Source organism: Xylella fastidiosa (genome assembly GCF_011801475.1).
GTDB classification, from domain to species: Bacteria; Pseudomonadota; Gammaproteobacteria; order Xanthomonadales; family Xanthomonadaceae; genus Xylella; species Xylella fastidiosa.
In genome coordinates this window covers 588,563-609,026 of the sequence record NZ_CP044352.1, presented here as the reverse complement: position 1 = coordinate 609,026, position 20,464 = coordinate 588,563, and the positions used below count along the sequence as shown (strand labels likewise).

Below are 20,464 nucleotides of genomic sequence, written 5' to 3'. Positions count from 1 at the left end.
AGTCGACCTATCCGCATCTTTGTTAACATCCGCCATGTTGACTGCAAGCTCCACCTGGCCCTGGCATACCTACCAGAAGCATTTCCGGGACCCGCTGGCTCGGGGAGGCAATTCACATTGGCGGTGGTGGCCGTGGAGCACTTCACTGGGCAATGAAGTTTCTCAGATCAGTGCTTCGCTTCATTGTCTTCACCACTTGAGGCGATGCTTGAGGCGATGAGATCAAAAATTGAATGCACCACACTATTCCTACTCAATCCAACAGCATCACCCCTGAAGATTGGAGGTGGAGTTAAACATCCGTTTGCGATGCGATGCTACGACCCGCGCGTCCTCGGCAGTCATGGCAGGCTACTGGAATGCTTGTTGTTATCCATCAAAGTAGGCAATCAAGCAGTACAGAAGGATGAATTTAATGGTGGACACCTAAATCCACATCTTCTTTGTGCCGCATGAACCACCACGCTCTGCCAATTGATGCGCTACTACCAGCTATAACAACGAGCTTATCCAATCATCCACGCCTGATTTTGGAAGCCCCACCAGGGGCAGGCAAAACCACCCAAGTACCGCTGGCCTTACTTGATGCGCCGTGGCTGAACGGACGCAGCATCATCCTTTTGGAACCACGCCGGGTCGCCGCACGCAATGCGGCACTGTTCATGGCCCGCCAATGCGGTGAAGAGGTCGGTGGGCTTGTCGGCTATCACATCCGGTTTGAAAGTAAAGTCTCTGCACGCACCCGCATTCACGTCGTGACGGAAGGAATTCTGACCCGGATCATCCAGGATGACCCGCTGCTGGATGGGATCGGCGCGCTGCTGTTCGACGAATTCCATGAGCGCCATTTGGCCAGCGACCTTGGCTTGGCGTTGGCACTGGACGTGCAGACACAGCTACGTGAGGATCTACGCATTGTCGTGATGTCAGCAACCCTGCAAGGGCAACGCTTGGCGCAATTTCTCGATGCACCACGTCTGACCAGCGAAGGGCGTGCCTACCCCATTACGATCACTCACTTTCCTGCGCGCCGTGATGAATCACTTGAAACACAGGCAAGCCGCGCCATTCAGCATGCTCTGGACACACACCAAGGTGACGTGCTGACCTTCCTCCCCGGCCAGCGAGAGATCGCCAGGTTACAAGCCATACTGGAGAAAACACTCTCCCCAGAATTGCACGTGATGCCACTGCACGGTGAACTACCGCTGCAAGAGCAAACACGTGTGCTGGAACCAGATCAACATGGCAGGCGACGCATCGTGCTAGCCACTAATGTCGCTGAGTCCTCAATCACCTTACCGGGAATATCGGTGGTGATCGACAGCGGATTAGCACGTGAACCTGCCTACGATCCGAATACCGGCTTCACACGCCTGGATGTGGTGAGCATCACGCAAGCTTCGGCTGACCAACGCGCTGGACGTGCAGGCCGCCTCGCCCCAGGCTGGGCCTATCGGCTGTGGCCGCAATCACAACGACTGGAAGCACAACGCCGACCGGAAATAATCCAAACCGAATTATCTGGTCTGGCCCTGGAACTGACAGCTTGGGGCAGCAGCACACTGCGCTTCATCGACCCCCCTCCCTCTGGCGCGTTGAGCGCTGCACGCGAATTACTACAACGACTGGGTGCGATCAGTAACACCTCCACCCTCACTCCCCTGGGTAAGCGCATGCTGGCACTGGGCATTCATCCACGTCTGGCCGCCATGTTGCTGGCCCCACACGATCCGCAGGAACAGGCGCTGGCCTGCGATTTGGCAGCATTACTTGATGCGCGCGATCCACTGCGCGGCAGCGGCGACGCGCTGATTAGTCGCTGGCGTGCCTTAGCCGAATTACGCAGCGGCTGTCTCCCTCACGACACCAAACGCAGCACACTAAAAGCCATCGACGCCACAACGCACCAATGGCGAAGGCGCATCCGCTGTGACGCCACACCACCGGATGCGATAGAAGCGCATACCCTCGGCAACCTACTCACATATGCTTTCCCTGAACGCATCGCCGCACGTCATTCCAGTGACCCACTGTATTACGTATTAGCGAACGGCCGCCGTATGCGCCTGTTAGACAACAGTGCGCTGCATGGCGAACCTTGGATCATCGCCAGCGAGTTACATCACGGGATCAAAGACATCCAACTGCTCTGTGGTGCCCCTTTGGATGAGAGAAAGTTGCACGCTGATTTCCCCGAACGCTTCATCCAACACGATGTCATACGCTGGGAAACAGATAAACGCGCCTTGGTGGCGCAGCGTGAATCCTGCTTCGACCGCATCGTCCTCGACGTACGCCCCGCCGGACGCATTGATCCAGTACAGGCTGCAAACGTATTAACCGGAGCCGTACGCACGCTCGGCCTGGATACCCTCTCGTGGACAGAACACCTACGCCAGTGGCAGGCACGCGCTGTAGCACTGCGTCACTGGATTCCGGAGCTTGAACTTCCAGACCTTTCCAATACAACGTTACTAGCAACACTGGACACGTGGTTAAGACCAGCATTCGCAGGGAAAACCAGACTGGATGCACTGGATGAAGCGGCATTCGAGCAAGCAGTCAAATCGCTACTGTCGTGGACACAACACGCACTCATCGACCGTCATGTACCCGCCCACATCATCGTACCGTCTGGGATGGGACGCCACATTGACTATGGATTAGCCGACGATGGCACGCCGCAGCCGCCAGTGCTTTCTGTCAAACTACAAGAATTATTTGGTCTGCCCGATACCCCACGCATCGCAAAAAACCGTATCCCTCTCACTCTACACCTACTCTCACCTGGCGGGCGCCCGCTGCAAGTGACTCAGGATTTAAAGAGTTTCTGGACTAACACGTATCCGGAAGTGAAGAAAGAAATGAAAGGACGCTATCCGAAACACCCATGGCCCGACGATCCATGGACTGCAACCGCCACCCACCGCACGAAATCACCTGGAAAGTAATATAGCTGTCATGGTAACGATGCCAACGAACCCCATACGTACCGTTCTCAAATGAAGAACACGCGAAATCTGCACAGCGATCGTTTAGCATACGTAGAAAATTAGCCGCACTATTGCGCCGTTATCCTGTCATAGGCCGCTACGGAACATACTTAGCTGAGCATCAGCCAATAAAGATATGTATCAGCGCCCGCTGTCATGATATGACCTAATATATTGCATTACATAAACACTAGCCGCTTTTCACTGGACAAGGAACCCATTCATGAACAAGTTCACCGCCATGACCGACCGTGCTCTCAAACACACTATGGACCTGGCTCAACAGGCCAATGACCGCATCCGCCGCACTGCACCGCAGGCAAGCCAGTGGTTGAAGAGCGGCGCTGCCTTGGAGGTCGTTAAAAGCAGCCGGAAGGTAACTGGTAAGCTCATCAAACGCAACCCCAGCATTGCCGTTGCTGTCGCAGCAGTTAGCGTAGGGCTAGCTGGTTATATGATCTACCGTAAATATAAGATGAATCATAAAAAGAAAATCGTCATCAACGGTAAAGGAGAACACATGCTGAATGAGCATGCTGACCACGTTGAGGTACGACGTAGCATTCACCGCCATCGCAGTGCAGCCGCTCCTACTGATAACAACAGTGGGTAACCCTCGCACGATGCAAACTCGCTGTACACGCAAAAACGCTGCGGTATTTACCACGACACCTCACAAACCCGTGGCGCTGGTATTTAAAAATCATTCAGATAAAGTCGGTCTTCATAAAGAATCCATCTTTGATCTTCCCAAGTAATCACTGATCGTCTTTATTGGCAAGGACAGCTCGTCACTGCCGCATAGATCCGGAGTTCCCCTGAACAGCGTTTGCACCATCACTAAAGTTAGATCAGATCGGTAGCCCCGTTCTACATGCAATAAATCAGCATGGTATGACCTGCGGATCATCGTTTTTTAAAACGCAAGCACCGTACTAAAGTACTTTACGGATCATCCAGACGAATCATGAAAAACGAAGCGATAAGGCCCCAGTAACAGCAACGCTTTTCAGGCTTGCTTGAGAAATGGACGACACAATGCAAACTATAGACAGCTCCTCAACTGGGCAACTGACTGTCAACAAGCAAATCAAGCATGACGAAATCATAAAGAGCACTGTCACAGAAAACTGACACAAATAAAATAACCTTCAGACCTAAATATGCCGAAGCGGGAAAAATTAGCCAAGGATGGACTGATTGGCAAATAACACAGCACATCAACACCAGAAAATAGAAATCATCTTCAATACCCCCAGCGACACACAATTATAATGCAGCTCGATCAATATTTTATTAACTCAATATTTATAATAATATAACAAAATATCTTTATGGAGAAATATTTAATACATATAGGAAATATAGGCTTAGATTCAAGTCATTACCACTGATTGTCAATGCATATTTAAAACCTACACACTGTTTTGAGTATTTCTCATTAGTTATTCATATCTCAATTAAAATTGATTGAAAGCACAGCGAACGCAGTCTAAACTGCAATCACTTTCCATCCGGCGGATAAATCTTACTATGCTGCGTTTCGCTACAGCTGGGTTTTTCTATGTATTGTTGACTCCTATGGTGAAGGCTTCCACACCTCATTATTCTGTCAATACCCCTTTTAATCAATCGACCCCAACGACGGTGGTTACACCGATCAACACGATGTTCTACAACCCCCAAACCCCATTAGGCATACCGGGCAAAGCACTGTCACAACGTTACAACAGAGAGTATTTAATGGACCCCATGTTGCTGCACTTGCGGGTAAATAGTCGCCAAAGTATCGCAAAAACGAAAACGACTTCAACCGAAAGTACAGCCAACTCAAATAACAAAACAGAAACCGATTACAAGAAACAAACCATTTACGACAACACACCCTGGCGCTTCAACATGAACCAACAAGGTAAGCGCATGACAGCCGATGAGTTCGACGCATGGATGAAAGCGCGTGGAGTGCATGTTATCCCAAGCCAAACTAATAACAACGTGCAATCGGTATCTGAAGCCAAGTAATCAATGATGTCCACATACTCTGCCCTTGCCATACTAAAATCTTGATGATTGGCACGCTTTTTCTCTGACATCCCGGCTACAGGTGTTTTTGTCACTCAAGTAAGGAAGATAGCGCTGTAATTATTGAAGTGAGTAAAAAAGTCAGGCGCGATGCGTGGCATGCAAACTTGAGAAATATGCCCTTATTTTTGCAGTGCCCGCTCCGCTACCTCCATTGTGTCGCGCCCAGGTAATTTTAATTGTGCTTGTGGCCAACCACCTCCAACACAAGCCAAGCATTGAGCTTCTTGCGACCATTCCTTATTGCGTACCGCCGCTGAATACGTAATACGCTTTTTAAAGAGCTTCCAAGCATTGTAGAAATAATCCGAATTTTGGAGCGTCTCTATCCATCTCTTTTTTTGTGGATTACGGCCTCAAGATTTCACGCCATGACACACGGTTTATATTGAGGCCTCCGCTGGAGGGCGTCTTCAACGACGTAACCGTACCGTCATCCGCTCCTATTTGCATGATATTGCCGGTAAATACAGGGCTATTCGGCGCACTGCTCACACCCACACCAGACACTGGATTACCATTCAACGCACCACCACTGCCACCACCAGTGTTGAGATCAAAAAACCATTGACCCAACCGGCCACCAGTGAATGGGTTGATCGCCATGACAAACCCACTGCCGCTGAGCTTGCAAATGTCGCTGTTATCCGGAATACGAGTGGTCCCGATCAACGCCGCTCCACGGAACATGTTGGACACAATCATCCGTTCTCCCTGCTTACCGGATTTCGGCGAAATCAGATCCATATACCAGCCATCAGTACCTATATTCTTAGGATCAGAAACCGTACGCACGGCATACCCATTGACTACACCCTCATCAACAATCTGTACCTGGCTCAGCCCAGTACGCCCAGAAATCGTCGTTCCCTGGTCAATCAGGCCATACCAGCTCTGTACCTCCTTGTTATCCATATCATGCGAAGACAACACTCTCCCTGTCCCAAAGAAAATCCACATCCGCCCCGTGGAGCGCTCAATGGCCCCCAGCGGAGTTGCGCTGATCGGCTGTGCCTTCCCTTGATACGTGGCAGTAAACAGCGGCACCACCTTCCAAGCGTTATCGCTAAAAGTAAAGCGCCACAACGTGCCCAGCAGGTCACCTGCATACACGCGATCCGTAATGCCGTTGCTCTGGCTGGACCAGGGAAATACACCAGACAGTCCATTGTTTGAGGTCTTGCTAACGGGCACTTGGGCTGCATGACCGGTCAACAGATTCATCACGATCAGTTGCGCGTTATCCGCAGTGCTGTTTGGACCATTGCCAAGCAATACCGACCAGGTGCCATCGGAGGTCTGCACAATCATCGGTTTGCTCAAGGTATTCCCCAAGCCGCCAATATCCGCGGACGTTTTGTCCCACAGCAAACGAATATTGGAAGGGTCGGTCACATCCAAGGCAAACAGACCTTTGCCGCCTCGACCCAACGTCCCCACCAGCACCGAGCGCCACCCCAACTTGGTATCGTAAATATCAGCGGCGGTCAGTTCACCATCCACGTAGTACTGGTGTACGTAGTTCTGATCGGTGTACTCCAGCAATTTGGGCATGGCCGCACGAGGCACAAATGCAAATATTTCTTTACCGGTATTGGCATCGAAGGCATGCAACATGCCGTCATTGGCACCCACGTAAACCACCGGCACCCGGTTGGCCTGCTGGGCGGCGAACGCGGCATAGGCGCTCGCCCCAGTGAAGTTCGCGGTTGTGTACAGCCGTCCATTGGGGGCACCAACATAGAGCGGTTGGGAGTTGACAATATCTCCCATGATGCCGCTGCGGATGCGGAGTTTGCCGGGCACATTGCCTTCCTGGCTGCGATCACCACGCAGGTAATTAATCTGCTGCGCACTCGCCGATGCCAGCGCGGTTTGGCCTAGATTTTTTTTGGTGAAGTCTTGCAGTGTGGTGGCATTGGCAAACTTGATAACACGCTGTTCCCATGCCGGGAAGTTGGCGTTCCAAAATGGGGTGAGCGCGCCGGTCACTTTATCTACGTGATAGGCGATCAGATCACCACGCCAGGTGCCACTGAAAAATTGTGCCTGGTAGGTAACCGCACCGGTTTCAAGTCTAGCGCTGTTGCTAGACAGTCCCGTCCCTGCCCCCTTGATCTCGGCAACGATGCGCGAGAAGGCCTGTTTGAGGCTGGCTACCATCTTTTCCGCGTCGGCGGCAACGTAGAAATTGTCCGCCCGCTTGGCATTGGCCTTAAGATCGTTATTGACGTACTCGCCGTTGGTCCACCAAGTCGCCTCAGACAGGGGGTTAACTGTCTTATCCGGATCGTAACCGGCAGGCACTTGAAATCCGCCATATTTCGCGGCCAACCAGTATTGGTTGGTTGATATTGGAATTTTGTAATCCCCCCCCTCCACCACATCCACCCAATGTGTTGTGAGCAGCTGATCCCCTTCAAGATCAGGACGCATGTCCTTGGTATGGGCATCGTAGGCCAGAGCGGCAATGTAGGCTGAGTTGTTTCCGGCGCCAGGCACTAGAAAGTTGAATGAAGGTGCCAAAGCCGAGGTCATGGCATCCTGCTGTCTCATGCCTTCCATCTGGAAGATCTGCGCCATGCGCTTGACCACGTCAATGCTTCTGTCATTTCTGACCGCTTGGGGTTTGACAGGCTCTCCGGTTGTGTTGGTATTCCCAGGTAGATTCTTATCGAAATTGGTGTGGGTATCGCCGATTCCCAGAACAACATTGCTCTGGCAGGCATAACGAATCGGGTCATCCCAATCGGTAATCACCGGAAACGCATCGGCCTGCTGGTACTTTTCATTCACAGAACCCGTCAATACCGAATATTCCGGGACATTGCCCAGGCGTTTAAAATAACGGTATGCCGTGTAGTAAAGCTCACTGACAGGATCGAACCCCTTCGTGTTCTTACCGGTCTCCATCTGAGAGAACTTATTCAAATAGTTAATCACCCCGGAATTGCCGATAGTACGACCCACCCGATGAGTAGTCGCCTTAGCATCCTCAGGATTGGGATTGTCATAGAGGACGCCAGTTCGAGGATGCCATTCGGCATGGGGGTTGGTTTTTTCGCCTTGCTCCGGATAGTAGGTTTTAGGCCCAACAAACTTCTGGCGGGCACGCAGAACACCGCCATCGTCCAAGTAATAGTCGTCATTTTTGTAACTAAAAACGCTATAGCGGACACGCTTGGAATATTCCTGGACCAGCCCCTCGGGCTTGTAGAAACCACTGGGATAGGCCACACAGTTGGACTCCAAGCCGACCGAGGCATCGCACACTTTGACTCTGACGCTCACTTCGTAAACGCCTCTATCATTGCTGTTTAATGGATGCCTGGAAGGATCGTAAGGTTGACCCTCCGTATTTAAAGGATCTGTCGATAAACCGGGAAACTGAGTAAACCGCATTCTGTTGCCGAGACCGTCAATGCGCATACGGAAACGGAGCCACTGCGCCGGCACTGAAGTGGTAAGAGCCAAGCCTTCGATGGTGCGACGCGGGAAATTTCCAGGATAAGCACGATCCATCACTGCTTTTTCTAGAATGGTTTCGTTGGCGGTGTCACGCACCCGATAGCCACCGGTCAATGCGGAGCGAAATGGATCAATCGTCTGGGTGGCGGCCCAATTCAGAAAATTCCCAGCCCACACCCCGCCTGTAGTATTGCAACCGTAATTGGCTTGAGGCCTTGGAGAAGCAACGGGATAGAAGTAACGATCCAGCTCCCGAGAGCTGTAGTGGTATTTGTAGCACTTGTTGGAATCGAAGTAGCCGACATACCTCACCCCTGGGGTGTAGGTGTCGGCCAGATTAGCCACGCTAATCACCGTGGGAAACTCGATAGACGCAACAATAGCCAGGTTGCCTGGCACGTCGCCGCCACCATGTAATGGGGACTGGGAGATCTGCACCCCCGCATGTACAGCACCACTGATGACCAATGAGTGTGCCGAGAACACCGCAACCACACATCTAAAAAAGAAGAGGTTATTGAGAATAATCCTGCTCATACCTACCATCAAATCTTGTTCCTTCATCCTTGCTCCTTAGAAAATATTAACCATAATGAATCCTGAAATTTCAGATAAGAGGTTTAATAAAATCTTTTGCATATTATTCAATAAAGAATAAAAATTCACGCAGAATTATTAAATAAAAATAAGAAGTATCTAAATTATAAATTCCAACCCTCCAGTATTTTCAATTAAAATAAAATACAAATTAATTAATCGTATACACATCAAGAATAATATAAGTAACAAGAAAAAGAAAGAATCACTAACGACATGGATATCCTTTCAAACGTATCAAGCATTAGAAACTTCCCTGAACAGACGTTCCATACGTCGCACTCTACGCAAAAAATCTAATTTCGATCATTTATTGGAAATACCTCTCACATTCAAATAATAGCTCTGAGAAAATCACAGCGGAGACACATTGGCCATCTGTACACCAAGTACAGGTAGCAGACTGGGAAAGAAATCTGTTGTGCATCGCAAAAAGCACGTGATTTTTGTCTCTGACATCACGTGTATTACGAGGGGATTATATTTGAAGTGTGTCATCACAAATGACCACTAAACAATCGTCGGCATTCTGTGTTACTTAGTCCCCAAAACCATCGATATGCACTAAAGTAGACCTGCACGTACTCACGATGCTGACAATCCAGAGATGCGCCGTTATCGGACATAAAACGGTAGTTAAGTGATAGGAAACACAATCATGAACAGATTGTCAGAACAAGTGTGTCAGGAAATATTGAACAGTCACGTAGAGTTTTGGAACACTCCATAGTTCGGACAAATCCCTTACATCTTCATATAATCAGCGCCAATATCGTCGCCATACCTCCACTCAGGCACCCAAGGAATCACGTTTGAACTCCACTATCCCTAATACACCCGCTCTACACGTGTATAACCTGCACAAGACCTATAGCAATGGTACGCAGGCCCTCAAAGGGATCAGTCTGGACATCACACCAGGTGACTTTTTCGCTTTACTTGGCCCCAACGGAGCCGGCAAGTCCACTTTAATTAGCATCGTCAGTTCTCTAGTGAATTTAAGCAGCGGTAGTGTCGAAGTATTCGGCATTGACTTGGTACACGAGCGTAGTGCGGCCATACGATTGATCGGTCTGGTACCACAGGAGATCAACTTCAACCTGTTCGAAAAACCTTTAGACATTCTGATCAACTACGCCGGCTTCTACGGTATACCGTACGCCAAAGCTGAGGCTCTTGCAGAGATTGAACTCAAACGCGCGCACCTGTGGGGAAAGGCACATGTAATGAGTCGCACTCTGTCTGGCGGGATGAAACGACGTTTGATGATTGCCCGTGCGATGATGACTCAACCGCGTTTGCTCATCCTGGATGAACCTACGGCTGGTGTGGACGTGGAGATTCGCCGGGACATGTGGCGTGTGTTACAGGAGATCAATGCTAACGGCACCACAATCATGCTCACCACACACTACCTTGAAGAAGCAGAAAGCCTATGCCGTAACTTAGCGATCATCAACGGTGGTCAGATTATCGAAAAGGGACCTATGCGTACACTACTCGCCAAATTGGACGTGGAGGGATTCCTTCTTGATATCGACGGAACATTACCGGCGCAGCTGCCAAGCATTGAGGACACGACGCTGAATGCTTTGGACGATCACACGTTGGACTTAAGCATGCCGCGCGCGATGAACCTGAACCAGGTGTTCGCTGCACTGAGCGCTGCTAACATCCAGGTACGTTCGATGCGTACGAAGAGTAATCGTCTGGAAGAGCTGTTTATACGTTTGACCAGCACGTAGAACCGCAACATCGCTGCAAGCATGCCAACGTACGCAACCATACCCTAATTATATTCCACTACCGCATGCGATCCTTACCGTGACAAACACACCAAGCAACACTCAGCGCAACCTGACCGCTCTAAGTACCATTGTCCGCCGTGAAGTGCGGCGCATATTACGCATCTGGAGCCAAACATTGGTGCCACCAGCCATTACGATGGGCTTGTATTTTTTAATTTTTGGCAAGTTGATCGGTACACGCGTAGGCCAAATGGATGGCTTCGACTATATGCACTTCATCGTACCGGGCTTAGTCATGATGAGTGTGATCCAGAACAGTTACGGTAACATCAGTTCTTCGTTCTTCGGCGCCAAGTTCGGCCGACACGTCGAGGAGCTTCTGGTGAGTCCAATGCCAAATTGGGTGATTCTATGGGGCTACGTCGCAGGAGCAGTGCTACGAGGGGTGATGGTCGGCGCCATCGTGATGGTCATCGCGATGTACTTTACTCCGGTGCGACTACCTTACCCACTAGTGACATTAAGCACAGCTGTACTGGGGGCAATCATCTTCTCACTGGCCGGCTTCATTAACGCTACCTACGCCAAAAATTTCGACGACATCGCGATCATACCGACGTTCGTTCTAACTCCATTGAGCTATCTCGGAGGCGTATTTTACTCAGTGAAGCTGCTACCAGGCTGGGCAGAGGCCGCCACTTATGCGAACCCAATCTTTTACATGGTCAATGCCTTCCGCTACGGCTTGCTTGGCCATAGCGACGTACCATTGTGGAAAGCATATGCACTCATGCTGACATTCATTGCTGGACTCAGTGCATTATCGTTGTGGTTGCTAAGACGGGAAATAGATTAGGAATGCAAGTTTACAAGCCTGTCGGATCGATTGTTTGGTACTAAGCCTGGATCTGGATTCTATGGAACTTAATACTCACCGCATGTTTAAACACAAAACATGCAGCGTTATCACCTTCTGAATTAATGCCAAGATGTTCACTTGCCAAAGAAAAAACGATCAACAAGAAATAAATCAAGCACTAAACACCCCAAAAAATAAACATCAGTGTCGCTGTTGAAGATATTCAGAATCAACAACCATGAAACAAACACAGGAGCATAGTTCTAGAGGATTTTGATATGAATCCATGAAGCATGGAGGAACCACATGCTACATGCAAAACATAAACATTCAATAGCGTATGTGGCAAACCCGGTAGGTAGGCCACTCATCTATCATCTGATCCAATCGCCCCCCGAAATTAAAGGATATAGATGCCACAGACATGATATCGCGATGAAACCACACGCAATACTTGAAAAAACCAAGATTGCAAACCATTGCATGTAATAGTTGAATTGCCATATTAAGGCAGTAATGCAAGAGACTATCGTCACGTACTCTGTATCGTGTTATGCACTATTTCGATTGAGTCATCACGATCTTCTGGCATCGCCACTGTTTGCACGATACGTCCATGATCCAAGATCACGACACGATCCGTACTCGCAATGGTTTCGGGGCGATGCGCAACGATGACTTTGGTTAGTTTTAACTGGTGTACTGCATCATTCACTAAACGCTCTCGCATAACATCCAAGTGGCTCGTTGCCTCGTCTAAGAACAGCAACTTGGGCTGACGATAAAGCGCACGAGCTAAAATCACACGTTGCTTCTGTCCACCGGATAGAGCACTGCCCATATCACCGATCAACGCGTGGTATCCCATTGGCATCGCGGCGATGTCTTCATGAATCGCGGCTAGCTTCGCTGCCGCTTCAATACGCTCCAGGTCGAAATCAGGATCAAAAAAACTAATGTTATCAGCAACACTCCCCGCAAAGAGTTGGTCATCTTGCATCACCGCACCAACAATCGAACGCACATTGCGTGTACCGAATTTATGCAAATCACGCCCACTGATACGTATGGTACCTGCGGTAGGTTTGAGCAACCCAAGCAGCAACTTCATCAGTGTCGTTTTACCGCAACCAGAAGCACCGATAATAGCCACCGACTCGCCAGCGGCAACCTTGAAGCTGCAATCTTTCAGCACCCATGGTTCGTCTTCACCATAACGGAACGACAATCCTTCCACTTCAATATCTGGTTCTTTTTTCTGTAGCTGCATTTCCGGCAATTCATAATCTTCTTCCGGAGGGGTCAAGACGATATCAGCCAAGCGTTCACCATGCAGACGCAACATACGGAACTCAACCCATTTATCAATCAAGCTAGAGATTCGACTGGCAAACTGATCTTTGTAGGATAAATAGGCAATCAACATGCCAACCGAGAACACATTGCTCAATGCCAATGTGGCACCGTACCAGATCACTGCAATACGCTCCAGACCGAACACAAGCTGACTAGCAGTTGAGAAACCCAATGACATGCGTGCCAGCCGCACTTCTTGGTTAACCGTGTCATTGAGTAGATTCTCGTAAGTAGAACGACGTAGAGACTCTTCACATGCCACTTTCAAACTTTGAATACCACGTAATGATTCCAGCAAATGGGTCTGCTGTTTTGCTCCAACGACTAATTGCTGTTCGGTGCAGTCACGTACTGGCCAATAAGAAACAGCACGGATAACCATGTACAACACCACGGCTACCAAGGTTACCAACGCCAGTTTCCAACTGTAAACGAGCATCAAACCAAGCGTGACGAGCGTCATCAGCCCATCAATAATCGCTTCAACAAAACTGGTGGTCAGCGTTTTCTGGATCGATTGCACCGAAGACATGCGAGAAGTCAAGTCTCCAAGATGGCGCTTTTCAAAGTACTCCAATGGAAGCTTCAGTAGATGTGCGAATACGTTACCCATCCATTGCAGGCCAAGCCTTGACGACAGGTAAATCACCGACCAGCTACGGAACAAACCGATAGCGATCTGAAGCAACAATACCAATCCGAAGCCCAACCCCAGTACCACCAGCAAATCGCGATCAGCCGAGACCAGTACCTGATCCACGACCCATTGCATGTAGAAAGGCGAGAGCACTACAAAGACCTGTAACGCCAACGAGAGCAACAGAATCTGCGCCAATGCCCTCCACAACCCTCGGATTGGACCGGTCAACTGACGTGCTGAAATTGAAGGCGGTGGTTTCTGCTGCTTGAATTCGGTCGTTGTTGTCAATTCAAGCGCTATGCCAGTGAAATACTTTGACACTTCATTGAGTGAAAGCTTGCGCTTGCCGATGGCTGGATCGTAAATGGTGACCTTAGTGGTCCCAACTTTTGCCAGTACTACAAAGTGATTGAGATCCCAGTGCAGAATACAAGGTAACTTAAGCTTACCCAGATCTTCCATATCCAGGCGTAGTGGACGCGTAGAAAAGCCTAGCTGCTGCGCAATATGGACCAAATGAGTCAGTTTGGCGCCTTTGAGAGATGAGGGAAAACGCTGACGCAACTGGGATAGGGTCAGATGCTTACCATGCGCATTGGCTACCATCGCCAGCGAAGCCAAACCACACTCACTGACCTCAGATTGCAAAACGGATCTCATTTTAAATCCATATGGTAAATTTTATACTTCAAGGAGATTCTGAGTAACATCCGTAAACGTGACGCAAGAACTTCATTAAAGTAATCAATAGCGTTTTATATGATCCATACTAAAGCTTCCTCTCAACTTATCGCAAGTAGACAATACAATAGTAAAGAGATTTTCCATAAAAAATAAAGGACGGTATCAGTTTCTAATACCGCCCGATGGCGCTCCCAAGCCCCACCTATCTACAAGCTGGTTAATTTATATTCTTCAAGGAGATGCTGTTTACATTGTTAGTAAACAGCATCTTAAGTAAAAGTAACGACCCAAACTAAAATCACTGGCTAGAACTAATGCTGCATGCATCATTATGCATAGCAACAGCTATAGCAGCAACTGTGAGTACAGTTATACCTATAGCAGCAAGCGAGAGTAGACCTATAGCCACAGCTCCAATAAGAATACTCGCCCCGATAATAATTTCGCAGCAGCAACCACCATGAACATTTTCCATTTCATTTACAGTAATTTCACGCATTCACTTAACCCCAATAGGCATTTAAAAAATAAAAAAAAGAAGGGACAAAGAGCAACCTCATGGACTCCTTTATCCCTAATAATTTATAATTATTTTTAGATTAGCGCAAGACAACCATGAAATCAATGATAGATTCAATTTTTATTAATTTACTCTTGTATTATATTATAAATTTTCACACTTCTGACATAAAAATCTTGGGAAACTATCCTCCCAAAGTTAAATCCAAAAAGGCTTACATTTGATCCACTATGTTTGAATGGGGGAGTCAGAGCAGAAGCCGGGAAAGAGTCAAACGAACTGGAAGAAGAGACATTAGGGGAAACAAAGAAAAAAATGCCGCCATCAACCCTTCTGATTTCTTGCATAACAAGCTCACGCATTTAATTTACTCCAATAATTGATTATTAAGAAGACAATAAAACAAAGGGGCGGATTACAGAAAATAAGAAGGAACCCAATCAGGAGAAAAAGGCTTTCATGTTCCTTTGTTTGATATATCTGAAATGGGGTTCCTTAAACATTAACGAATTTAATCATCTTTTAATAAAATCAAGAAAATAAAAAACTCTAAAATTGGCTCAATTATCGCTTCAGACGAAGCGAGGTTATAAATCTATTTTCTGTATGACATTATATAAATTTACTGTACCAATAGAAACATGCCGGCTGGAGGTCCTTAAAAATCCAGTACCAGTTCCGAAAAAGCCTATCCCAGATAAAACAGGTCCAGAGACAACAGGGTCTGGCAACGTAAGAGATCCAGAGTTCCCAGTTACATTAGAACCAGTTGTAAAAGAAATAGAAGAAACAGTTCCGTTGGAAAAACTCTTAGGATAAATAACGAAGAAAAAAGCACCATCAACGTTTTCAATTTCTTGGAAAGCAAGCTCACGCATTTGATTCATTTCCATGGGCGGTTATTGGGAAGATAATGAAAATAAGGGGCGAGAAGATCACACATTCGTTTGTTTCAATCATTCCGAATCCCCCCTCCCTTAATGATTCCTCATCCTTCCTCAGATTTAGTAAGAACTGCTGCAAAATAGCACCGGGAATATTCAAGTCCCTTGATTTATTTCCTGGGTGATGCTTGTAGCATTCACAGTGTCGATATTGAGTGTCGGCTTGATGTAAAAGGAAGATCCCCGACCAAAATTTACAGCAATCGCTGTATTTCCGATTCCAAAAAATGTCAGCATAGGAGTTCTAATCAAACCACCCAAAGATCTATAATTAAGATTTAAAAAATAAACGCCGCCATCAACACTTTCGATTTCCCGTACTGTCAACTCACGCACTTTATCAATTCCCATAATTTATTCCAATATAATTTAATTCAAGAGACTGCATTATGCGAATAACAAGATTAGAAGTAAATAAAATTAACGTTAATTATTAATAAATATTGCTCGCAAACCATAGAAACTAAGAATATCATTCATTCGCCAAGATTAATATAAATAATATAATGAAAAAGTATCAAAAAATACATATAACTTATATATTTAAGGTAAGATCAATACTATCAATAGAAAAATCAATTATCACTAACCTTTCCTCGCAATGAGTACAATGGTTCAAATATCCATTCTATTAATCGACGTTTCTCGCTAAGAATATCAGCATCAATGAGCATCCCAGGTTTTAATGGTTCATGCCGACCATAGACTGTGATGGACTGTTGCGGAAGCTTCACTATCACGCGGTAATACGGTTCGGTTTGTTGAGTATTACCGATTAATGCTGCAAGCTCGCTCGAAGTCAACGCACTACGACTAATTCTGGATACTTGACCACGTTGATGCCCGAACTTCTGATATGGGTAAGCTTGGTAACGTAAACGGACCTCATCCCCTTGCTCGATAAAACCAATGGCGCTACTCGGCAATAGAAGTTCTGCTTCCAACTCACCATTCACGGGTAACAGACTCAACATCGGCTGCCCCGCCTGTACTGTTTGCTGAGACTTGACAATCTGGGTAGCCACGATTCCATCAATTGGGGAAACAACCGAAAGCGCACCGCGCGCCTCCGTTTCTACCTTTTCCTGCTCCAGTTGCGCCAGTTCACGTCTGTAGGTTGCCTGGGAATTCTGATACTGCCCCGGTAATTCCCTTAAAGATTGTTGCAACTGAGCAATAGACCGTCGCGTCATGATAGCTTGACGTTGCATTGCCTGCATCTGGCTCGTGTAATCCAGTACAGTGGATTCCTGTTGTTTGATTTGGAGGGTGCCCACATAACGCGCATCCTCTAACTGCTTCAAACGCTGCAAAGTTTCGTTTGCAATCTGTATCTGTTTCTGACGAGTCGCAATCTCAATTTCGATTTGTGCCAATTCACGTTGCGCAGCACTCAGTTGCGCTTCAATCCCTGATGTTTGTGCAGATAGCACTTGCGCCTGAGCTTGTTGACCCATCGACAATCCCTGCTTCCGCTCCTGCAACTGTTGCTCCAAGGCTCTGATGGCATCACCACTGGCAAGAGTAGTCCGCGGCACTGTAACCAATGCGAGTATCTGCCCAGAAAGTGCATTAGCCCCCTCTGACACTTTTATCTGGCTTACCATACCCGTGGCAGGTGCGACTACCGTCACAAGCCCTTTAGATGGAACAAGCTGCCCCGTTACACTGGATCTACGAGTGTAAGTCCCTACGCAGAGAAAAACCACAACTAACAATGCCATAACGCTGGATGCAAACACTAACAACCATGCTTTAATTGGTTGGATCAAAGAGATACCACCAAGCCAACTAGTGCGCTTTGCCTCAAGTACTTCTTTGCGAAACAAATCCTTCACAATTGATTAAAATCACAATTTTCATTAGTGGATTTATAACAATTTCTCTTTCAACAGTGCAACTCATATTTTCGTTAATTTGATTATTTCTTCGCTGTTGCATTTCTTCGCTATTGCGTGTAATGCGCGTACTTGATTAGCAATTTATAACCGATTCGCATTAATGAAGAATAAGTTAAGAAAGCAGTTTGATACGCATATGAAATATTGCCACACAGGGAAGAACACTGAACTACATGTCAGTTAATGCAGCGCTGAGGCATAACGACGCCGAATCAAGTCACGCGTCAAGACTGCAACCACTAGCAAGTTGATCGCCAGAACACTCCAAGAGGGCCAACCGGGATGATGGATAATTGCATAGATATCAAATGGCAAGTAGATCGCCGCCGACACGCATCCCAGGAGCGAGGCCCAGGCTTTAACTCGCCACAGTCCCCAAAATTCGATCAGATGCAGTACCCCGTAAGCCAACATGAGAACTGCAGCCAAATGCACGGCATTGGGATCAATCATTTTCAACAAAGAAGGTAAGAAACCATGCTCTGGATCAAGATGGAGAAGCCTAATCAAATTGGAGACGATATTCTGAAGCGGCAAAGGACCAAGTAGTTCTAGTCCAGTAGCACCAACTAAGGTAAGCACCCCCTTGAATGCTTCGAATAGGGCTATAGCGTGAAGCCCCGAATGCGAGTGCGAATCCGGATTACAGGGTTTGTCAGTCACACTTGATGACCTCGCTTCTTCAGCCAGTACGACTGGCACGCTTGCGATCATTTTCACTAAGATATTTTTTCCGTAACCGGATTGCCTTCGGCGTGACCTCAACCAACTCGTCATCTTCGATAAACTCTAACGCCTGCTCCAAGGACATCTTAATGGGCGGGGTCAATGAGATTGCGTCGTCCTTCCCAGAAGCACGAATATTTGTCAATTGCTTCTCGCGAAGTGCATTGACGGTCAGGTCATTATCCTTGGAATGGATGCCAACTAACATGCCTTCGTAAATATCCTCACCAGCATCAATCAACAAACGCCCACGTTCTTGCAAACCCATCAAAGCGTACCCAGGTGCTTTGCCATGACCATTAGAAATCATGACACCGTTGATACGCTTAGCAATCGGACCATCAGCTTTCGGGCCGTAGTGATCAAAGATGTGGAACAGAAGGCCGCTCCCAGAAGTGATGGTTTTAAACTCAGTCTGGAAACCAATCAAACCACGCGCCGGGATAATGTAATCCAAACGTACGCGCCCCTTACCATCCAACTCCATATTCGACAACTGAGCTTTACGAGTGCCCAAGCGCTCTATCACACCACCTTGATGCTCCTCCTCCACGTCCACGACTAACTGCTCGTAAGGCTCTTGGAGTATTCCATCGATTTCCTTGATGATGACTTCCGGGCGCGATACACCCAATTCATAGCCCTCACGCCGCATAGTCTCAATCAAGACAGACAAGTGCAGCTCACCTCGACCGGAAACCTTAAATCTGTCAGGATCCTCGGTATCCTCAACACGCAACGCAACATTATGTAAAGTTTCGCGAGCCAAGCGCTCACGGATCTGACGGCTTGTCAGGAACTTCCCACCCGAATATTCCTTCTGCCCAGCAAATGGCGAATTATTAACTTGAAAGGTCATACTGATTGTCGGTTCATCAACGCTCAATGCTGGCAGCGCATCTGGGGCCGTTGGGTCAGTAAGGGTATCGGAAATACTGAGTGACTCAATACCTGAAATAGCAACGATATCGCCTGCCTGGGCTTCCTCAACCTCATGACGCTCCAGACCAAGGAAACCGAGTACCTGGAGAACTTTACCATTATGTTTATTACCCATGCGATCAATGACCGTCACCGGCATGTTAGTAGACACCTTGCCACGTTGAATCCGACCAATACCAATGAGGCCAACGTAACTGTTGTAGTCCAATTGACTGATACGCATCTGAAATGGGCCATGCAGGTCAACTTGCGGCGGTTGAACGTGCTGCATGATCGCTTCGTACAGCGGATTCATATCCCCCGCCCGCGCACTTGACTCCAAGCTGGCATAGCCATTTAGTGCCGAGGCATAGACAATCGGAAAGTCCATCTGCTCCGGTGTAGCACCGAGACGGTCGAATAAGTCCCAAACCTGCTCAACAACCCAATCCGGACGAGCACCAGGACGATCAATCTTGTTGACCACCACAATCGGCTTAAACCCCATTGCAAAAGCCTTCTGAGTCACGAAGCGCGTCTGCGGCATTGGCCCATCCATTGCATCCACCAACAGTAGGACTGAATCAACCATCGACAATACGCGTTCAACCTCCCCTCCAAAATCAGCATGCCCAGGAGTATCAACAATGTTGATGCGGTTACCATTCCATTTGATTGCCGTATTTTTAGCAAGAATTGTGATACCGCGTTCCTTTTCCTGGTCATTGCTGTCCATCACGCGCTCACCCACCTGGGCACGTTCGCTGAAAGTCCCAGATTGCTTAAGCAACTGATCAACAAGAGTGGTCTTACCATGGTCAACGTGAGCAACGATGGCGATATTACGGAGATTTTCTATGGACATGCGAAACGACCCGGAGTTTTGCACCCGTCGTAAGGAAGCTAGGGTAAGAAGGATGAGGATTATACCGGTTTAGATTAAATTCGCGTTGGACAATCACTCGAGATACAAACAAATCGAAGCTATTTCAAACTTGCTACCGACATTAACGTGAAGAAAG

Annotated in this window: 15 protein-coding genes; 6 read left to right on the top strand and 9 right to left on the bottom strand. The window is 47.8% G+C overall.

From position 1 onward, the window contains the following. Positions 1–183: 183 nt before the first annotated feature. The 4 genes from F7G16_RS02635 to F7G16_RS02615 all read left to right on the top strand — a co-directional run bounded on the left by F7G16_RS02635 (position 184) and on the right by F7G16_RS02615 (position 5,018). The gene (locus F7G16_RS02635; RefSeq protein ID WP_225621676.1) at positions 184–456 is read left to right on the top strand and encodes a hypothetical protein; all 273 of its coding nucleotides are present in this window, start codon (positions 184–186) and stop codon (positions 454–456) included. Beyond that, positions 453–2,954 (top strand): ATP-dependent helicase HrpB, encoded by a 2,502-nt coding sequence (hrpB, locus tag F7G16_RS02630; protein WP_004087216.1) that lies wholly within the window; start codon positions 453–455, stop codon positions 2,952–2,954. The genes F7G16_RS02635 and hrpB overlap by 4 nt, the downstream gene beginning before the upstream one ends. Before the next feature lie 265 nt (positions 2,955–3,219). After that, complete coding sequence (locus tag F7G16_RS02625; RefSeq protein ID WP_004087218.1) at positions 3,220–3,609, top strand: hypothetical protein; 390 nt, start codon at positions 3,220–3,222, stop codon at positions 3,607–3,609. 920 nt (positions 3,610–4,529) lie between these two features. Further along, entirely contained in the window at positions 4,530–5,018 is a 489-nt protein-coding gene (locus F7G16_RS02615) for a hypothetical protein (protein WP_004087222.1), read from the top strand. 408 nt (positions 5,019–5,426) lie between these two features. Here F7G16_RS02615 and F7G16_RS02610 read toward each other — a convergent pair whose 3' ends face one another. Then, on the bottom strand, positions 5,427–9,110 hold the full coding sequence (locus tag F7G16_RS02610) for a pilus assembly protein (RefSeq protein WP_140161835.1): 3,684 nt from the start codon (positions 9,108–9,110) through the stop codon (positions 5,427–5,429). 845 nt (positions 9,111–9,955) lie between these two features. On the opposite strand from F7G16_RS02610, the gene F7G16_RS02605 reads away from it, so the two are divergent. Next, positions 9,956–10,888: an ABC transporter ATP-binding protein gene (locus F7G16_RS02605; protein ID WP_004090226.1), complete on the top strand. Its 933-nt coding sequence runs from the start codon at positions 9,956–9,958 to the stop codon at positions 10,886–10,888. A 79-nt stretch (positions 10,889–10,967) separates the two neighbouring features. Continuing rightward, entirely contained in the window at positions 10,968–11,747 is a 780-nt protein-coding gene (locus F7G16_RS02600; protein WP_011097664.1) for an ABC transporter permease, read from the top strand. A gap of 535 nt (positions 11,748–12,282) precedes the next feature. Here F7G16_RS02600 and F7G16_RS02595 read toward each other — a convergent pair. The 8 genes from F7G16_RS02595 to typA all read right to left on the bottom strand — a co-directional run bounded on the left by F7G16_RS02595 (position 12,283) and on the right by typA (position 20,307). Beyond that, positions 12,283–14,406, bottom strand: a complete 2,124-nt coding sequence (locus tag F7G16_RS02595) for a peptidase domain-containing ABC transporter (protein WP_004090222.1) — start codon at positions 14,404–14,406, stop codon at positions 12,283–12,285. Positions 14,407–14,728: 322 nt separating this feature from the next. Then, positions 14,729–14,929: a hypothetical protein gene (locus F7G16_RS02590; RefSeq protein ID WP_004090220.1), complete on the bottom strand. Its 201-nt coding sequence runs from the start codon at positions 14,927–14,929 to the stop codon at positions 14,729–14,731. A 149-nt stretch (positions 14,930–15,078) separates the two neighbouring features. After that, positions 15,079–15,312, bottom strand: coding sequence for a hypothetical protein (locus F7G16_RS02585; RefSeq protein WP_004090218.1), 234 nt, complete (start codon positions 15,310–15,312; stop codon positions 15,079–15,081). Positions 15,313–15,537: 225 nt separating this feature from the next. Further along, positions 15,538–15,843, bottom strand: a complete 306-nt coding sequence (locus F7G16_RS02580) for a hypothetical protein (RefSeq protein ID WP_004090215.1) — start codon at positions 15,841–15,843, stop codon at positions 15,538–15,540. A gap of 147 nt (positions 15,844–15,990) precedes the next feature. Next, the gene (locus F7G16_RS02575; RefSeq protein ID WP_011097662.1) at positions 15,991–16,245 is read right to left on the bottom strand and encodes a hypothetical protein; all 255 of its coding nucleotides are present in this window, start codon (positions 16,243–16,245) and stop codon (positions 15,991–15,993) included. Between the two features lie 224 nt (positions 16,246–16,469). After that, positions 16,470–17,732 carry an HlyD family secretion protein gene (locus F7G16_RS02570; protein WP_011097661.1) on the bottom strand — a complete coding sequence of 421 codons (1,263 nt, stop codon included), beginning with the start codon at positions 17,730–17,732 and terminating at the stop codon, positions 16,470–16,472. A gap of 243 nt (positions 17,733–17,975) precedes the next feature. Continuing rightward, a complete protein-coding gene (locus F7G16_RS02565; protein ID WP_012382473.1) occupies positions 17,976–18,458 on the bottom strand; it encodes a DUF2127 domain-containing protein in 483 nt (160 codons plus the stop codon). 19 nt (positions 18,459–18,477) lie between these two features. Next, positions 18,478–20,307 (bottom strand): translational GTPase TypA, encoded by a 1,830-nt coding sequence (gene typA / locus F7G16_RS02560; protein WP_004090207.1) that lies wholly within the window; start codon positions 20,305–20,307, stop codon positions 18,478–18,480. Positions 20,308–20,464: the final 157 nt, after the last annotated feature.

Excerpts from the sequence above, each read along its gene's own strand:
- hrpB (WP_004087216.1), top strand. The coding sequence starts at position 453 with ATGAACCACCACGCTCTGCCAATTGATGCGCTACTACCAGCTATAACA.
- F7G16_RS02625 (WP_004087218.1), top strand. The coding sequence starts at position 3,220 with ATGAACAAGTTCACCGCCATGACCGACCGTGCTCTCAAACACACTATG.
- F7G16_RS02615 (WP_004087222.1), top strand. The coding sequence starts at position 4,530 with ATGCTGCGTTTCGCTACAGCTGGGTTTTTCTATGTATTGTTGACTCCT.
- F7G16_RS02610 (WP_140161835.1), bottom strand. The coding sequence starts at position 9,110 with ATGAAGGAACAAGATTTGATGGTAGGTATGAGCAGGATTATTCTCAAT.
- F7G16_RS02595 (WP_004090222.1), bottom strand. The coding sequence starts at position 14,406 with ATGAGATCCGTTTTGCAATCTGAGGTCAGTGAGTGTGGTTTGGCTTCG.
- F7G16_RS02590 (WP_004090220.1), bottom strand. The coding sequence starts at position 14,929 with ATGCGTGAAATTACTGTAAATGAAATGGAAAATGTTCATGGTGGTTGC.
- F7G16_RS02585 (WP_004090218.1), bottom strand. The coding sequence starts at position 15,312 with ATGCGTGAGCTTGTTATGCAAGAAATCAGAAGGGTTGATGGCGGCATT.
- F7G16_RS02580 (WP_004090215.1), bottom strand. The coding sequence starts at position 15,843 with ATGGAAATGAATCAAATGCGTGAGCTTGCTTTCCAAGAAATTGAAAAC.
- F7G16_RS02575 (WP_011097662.1), bottom strand. The coding sequence starts at position 16,245 with ATGGGAATTGATAAAGTGCGTGAGTTGACAGTACGGGAAATCGAAAGT.
- typA (WP_004090207.1), bottom strand. The coding sequence starts at position 20,307 with ATGTCCATAGAAAATCTCCGTAATATCGCCATCGTTGCTCACGTTGAC.